Raw genomic sequence first — 4,539 nt, forward strand, 5'->3', positions numbered from 1 at the left:
GGGCCGGGGGTCCATCCGGAAGGCCGTGCGCAGCACCTGGTGCCGCTCGTGGACGGCGGCGACTGCCGCCTCCAGGGAGTCGTGGCCGGGTCCGGGGCGGTGGCCGGGGCGGATTTCGCCATCGGGTCCGGCCCGGGTGCGTGAGCGGGCGCGCGATCCGGTACGCGGTTCGGCCCGGGTGCGTGAGCCGGCTCCGGTACGTGAGCCGGCTCGGGCGCACCATCCGGCCCGTGGCTCGGCTCCGGTACGTGGCTCGGCTCCGGCTCGTGGCTCGGCTCCGGCTCGTGGCTCGGCTCCGGTACGCGGTTCGGCTCGGAACGGTCGGTCTTCGGGGGCATGAGGGGTCCTCGGGAGAGCGGAAGGGCGGGGCTCAGCGGCGGGCCGCGTACTGGCGGGCGAGCAGCCAGGCGAGGTAGAGGCCGCCGACGCAGACGGTCACCACCCCCACCGGCAGGTCGACGCGCTGCGCGGCGAAGTCGGCGGCGACCAGGACCAGGGCCCCGGTGAGCGCGGCGGGCACGATCCGCAGCGTGGTGGAACTCCTGGTCAGCCGCTGGGCGATCTGGGGGGCGGCGAGCGCGATGAACGCGATCGGGCCCACGGCGGCCGTCACCAGGGCGGTGAGCGCGACCCCGACGACGGTCGCGGCGAGCCGTACGGGCTGCGCCCGGACGCCCAGGGCCACGGCCGTGTCGTCGCCCATCTCCAGCTGGACCAGGGGCCGGACGACCACGGCGGAGCAGAGCAGCAGCACGGCGAAGGCGACGGCGGTGGGCCCCAGCTCGCCGAATCCGAGGCCGCTGAGCGACCCGGCGGCCCAGGTCGCGGCCAGCATCGCCTGGTGCGGGCTGCTGGAGAGCAGCAGCATCGAGGTCAGCGAGCTGAGACCGGCACCGACCGCGATACCGACGATGATGAGCCGGAACGGATGCAGCCCGTCGCGGTACGCCAGCAGGTACACCACCAGCGCGGCGGCGGCCCCGCCGATCAGCGAACCGGTCGCGACAGCCAGGTGGTTGGCGGTGCCGAGGAACAGCATCACGACCGTGGCCCCCGCGTAGGAACCGGAGGAGAAGCCGATGATGTCGGGGGAGCCGAGCGGGTTCTTGGTGAGGGACTGGAAGAGCGCCCCGCTGACCGCCAGCGCGGCACCGCAGACCAGCGCGAACAGCAGCCTCGGCAGTCGCCAGTCCACCACGACGAGCCGGGCGCGGCGGTCGGAATCCGGGTCCACGAGCGCGGTGACGACCTGGCCCGGGGTCAGCGAGATGGACCCGGTGCCGAGGGTCAGTACGCCGAGTACGAGGACGGCGGCGGTGAGCGTGCCGCAGACCAGGACGGTACGGCGGTCCACGCGCAGCGCGGTGCCGAAGCGCCGCCACGCCCAGGTGGGGCGGCCGAAGTCGACGTGCGGAGACGGCTTCCCGGTGGCGGGGGTGCCCGTGGGCCGGGTGGCTGCGGCGTGCGTGCCCATGGGGTGTTCGCTCACAGTCCGCTCGCGTTCCGGCGCCGGACGAGGGCGACCAGGACGGGGGCGCCGACCAGCGCGGTGACCAGGCCGACCCGCAGTTCCCCGGACGGCAGGACCACGCGCCCGACGATGTCGGCGGCCAGCAGGAAGGCGGGTGCGACCAGGAGGGTGAGCGGGAGGATCCACCGCTGGTCGGGGCCGGTGAACCAGCGCACCACGTGCGGCACCATCAGTCCGACGAAGCCGATGGGACCGGCGACGGCGACGGCGGTCCCGGCGAGCAGGGTGACTGCGAGGACGACGGCCGTCCGGGTCGCGCCCAGTCGTACACCCAGGGCGCGGGCGTTGTCGTCGCCGAGCGCGAGGGCGTTGAGGGAGCGGGCGGTGAGCAGCCCGAGGAGCGCTCCGGTCCCGATCAGGGGAACGGCGACCGGAAGGATGTCGAGCGGGCGCCCGCCGATGGACCCCACACCCCAGAACCGCATGATGTCGAGCGTGGCCAGGTTCTTGAGGGTGAGCGCGGAGGTCAGCCCGCTGAACACGGCGGTGAGCGCCACCCCGGCGAGGGTGAGTTTCACCGGGGTGGCGCGGTCGGCGCCGAGCGAGCCCAGGGTGTAGACGATGACGGTCAGGGCGAACGCCCCGGCGAGCGCGAACCACACGAACTCGGCCGGGTCGGTGAGCCCGAGCACGCCGACGGCGAAGGCCACGGCGAAGCCCGCGCCCGCGTTGACCCCGAGGACGCCCGGGTCGGCGAGCGGATTGCGGGTGAACGCCTGGATGAGGGCGCCGCACAGTCCGAGGGCGGCGCCCACCAGCAGTCCGATCACGGTGCGTGGCACGCGGAGTTCGCGGACCATCACCTGTTCGTCCGCGGAGCCGTCGAAGTGGAACAGCGCGTCCCACACGGTCCCCGGCGCGATCGCCCGCGCGCCGACCAGGACGCTGAGCACGGAGACGGTGAGCAGCACCACGACGGCGGCCAGCAGCACCAGGAAGCGGTGCCGGTGCCGCGGGACCAGGCCCGTACCGGAGTACGGGGCCGGGCCCGCGGCACGGTGCCCGGGAATGGTCTCACCGGATGGTGGAGCGGTCGTCGTCACGGGTGATCCTCGCGGGTGGGCTTGCGGGGTACGGAGGCGGTCGCTCGGGTCAGGAGGCGGGAGCGCCCTTGGCGCCCTTGCCCGCGACCGCGTCGGCGAGCATCGGCACATACCGTTCCAGCGCCCAGGGGATCGACAGGACGGACGGGCCGCTGGTGGCCATGCCGAGGGCGGCGTCCTGGACGAACGCGTACCGCTTGCCTGCGATGGGCGCCCAGCGCTGGAAGACGGGGTCCTTGAGGGTGTAGTCGACTTCCTTGGCACCGTTGGCCCAGGCCACGAAGACGTCCGCCTCGATGGTGTCGAGCTTCTCCAGGCTGACGCCGCCGTACCAGTTGGTGCCCTTGACCGCGTCCGTGATGCGCTTCATCGATGGGGTGTTTCTGAAGCCCATCTCGGTGAGGAGCCGCACCCGGGGGTCGTATTCGACATACAGGCCGAGATCGGTGGCGCCGGGTGACAGGGAGACACCGTAGGCGAAGGTCTTGTCCTTGAACTGAGGGTTCTCCTTCGCGACGGTGGCGAGTCGGCCCTCCACATCGGTGACCAGGCTCTCGGCCTTCGCCGTCTCGCCGAGGGCCTTGCCGATCGTGCGGGTCATGTGCTGCCAGGTGCCGCCGTCGAAGGGCTTCTCCAGATACGGCAGTGTGGGCGCGATCTCGCTGAGCCGCTTGTAGTCGACGTCCTTGATACCGGAGTACAGGCCGATGATGAGGTCGGGGTCGAGCGACAGGATCTGCTCGAAGTCCATCTCGCCGGAGTCCCCGTAGTTGAGGATCTCGGGGAGTTCACCGCCGAGCTTCTCGACCTGGGTGCGGAACCAGGGGTTGTAGCCGTCCTTGTCGCCGCCCCACTGCTCGTCGACGCCGACGGGGACGGTGCCGAGCGCGGCGACCACGTCCAGGGACATCCAGCTCACCGCGATGACGCGCTTGGGCTTTGCGGGTATCTCGGTGGTGCCGTGGGCGTGCTTGATGCTGACCGGGAACGCGGCGGATGCCGCCTTCGCGGCCTTGCCGTCCCCGTCGGAGCCCGAGGCGGAGCCGCCTCCCCCGCAGCCGGTCAGGACGAGTGCGGCGGCGACCGCCAGCCCCGCGACCCGGGTCCAGACTCTGGTGCGCCGGGGTGCCGGAGCGGCTGCGGCCGTGGGGGCGGCCGGGGGTAGGGACATGGTTCTCCTCGGTTCGGTGCACCGCGGGGCGGCACGGCGGCGGTCGGGGGTGAGCGCCGTCACAGCGGTGCGGGGCATGGGCGCGCGGCCGGGGTACGGGTGCGGTCGGCCTCCCCGTACCGGAAGTTAGGTAACCCTCACTTCGACCAACGCTAGGGAAGACCGGGGCGGTCCGGCGTCGCGCCCCGGCCAGGGTGCGTCGCGAATCGGCCACTCCCCCGCCGAGGTCGGCCGGCGCCCCCGCCGAGGTCGGCCGGCGCCCCCGTCAGGGGCCACCGGCCACGGAGCGCTCGCGCAGATACTCGGTCGGGCTGGCGCCGGTCACCCGGCGGAACGCGGCGCTGAACGCGCTGGTCGTGGAGTAGCCGCAGCGGTGCGCGACGAGGCTGACTGGGTGGCCCTGGGTGAGCAGGGTCATCGCGGCGGACATCCGCACCAGCGAGCGCCAGCGGGTGAACGACATCCCGACGTCACGGCTGAACGCCCGGGTGACGGTCCGTACGCTGAGCGCGTGCCGCGCCGCCCACTCCTCCACCGAGCGGTCGCTGTCCGGGTCGCGCAGTACGTCGTCCGCCAGGGCCCGGATGCGCCGGTCCGCCGGGACGGGCACCTCCAGCACGGGGCGCGGGTCGTCCTGGAGCATCTCCAGGATGACCCGCTGGGTCCGCAGCCGGAGGCCGTCGGGCATCGGGGTCGCGTCCAGGTGGAGCAGCATCTCCTGGAGCGCGCGCCCCACCTTCAGGGCGCGCGGTGACGTCCAGGGCACGGGGGCGGAGCGGGCGACATAGGTGTAG

At 73.2% G+C, this 4,539-nt stretch carries 4 protein-coding genes; all 4 read right to left on the bottom strand.

The genetic code is table 11. The features are described 5' to 3' along the window. Positions 1–370 precede the first annotated feature (370 nt). Positions 371–1,474 carry a FecCD family ABC transporter permease gene (locus tag ACWF94_RS34240; RefSeq protein WP_453497671.1) on the bottom strand — a complete coding sequence of 368 codons (1,104 nt, stop codon included), beginning with the start codon at positions 1,472–1,474 and terminating at the stop codon, positions 371–373. 11 nt (positions 1,475–1,485) lie between these two features. After that, positions 1,486–2,574 (bottom strand): FecCD family ABC transporter permease, encoded by a 1,089-nt coding sequence (locus tag ACWF94_RS34245; RefSeq protein WP_453497674.1) that lies wholly within the window; start codon positions 2,572–2,574, stop codon positions 1,486–1,488. Positions 2,575–2,623: 49 nt separating this feature from the next. Beyond that, complete coding sequence (locus ACWF94_RS34250) at positions 2,624–3,745, bottom strand: iron-siderophore ABC transporter substrate-binding protein (RefSeq protein ID WP_453497677.1); 1,122 nt, start codon at positions 3,743–3,745, stop codon at positions 2,624–2,626. Positions 3,746–4,010: 265 nt separating this feature from the next. Next, positions 4,011–4,539: helix-turn-helix domain-containing protein (locus ACWF94_RS34255; RefSeq protein ID WP_453497680.1), on the bottom strand; the 529-nt coding region annotated here is incomplete at its 5' end.

Source organism: Streptomyces sp. NPDC055078, from assembly GCF_053607985.1.

Bases quoted from the DNA above. Each gene is read 5' to 3' on its own strand.
- ACWF94_RS34240 (WP_453497671.1), bottom strand. From the start codon at position 1,474: ATGGGCACGCACGCCGCAGCCACCCGGCCCACGGGCACCCCCGCCACC.
- ACWF94_RS34250 (WP_453497677.1), bottom strand. From the start codon at position 3,745: ATGTCCCTACCCCCGGCCGCCCCCACGGCCGCAGCCGCTCCGGCACCC.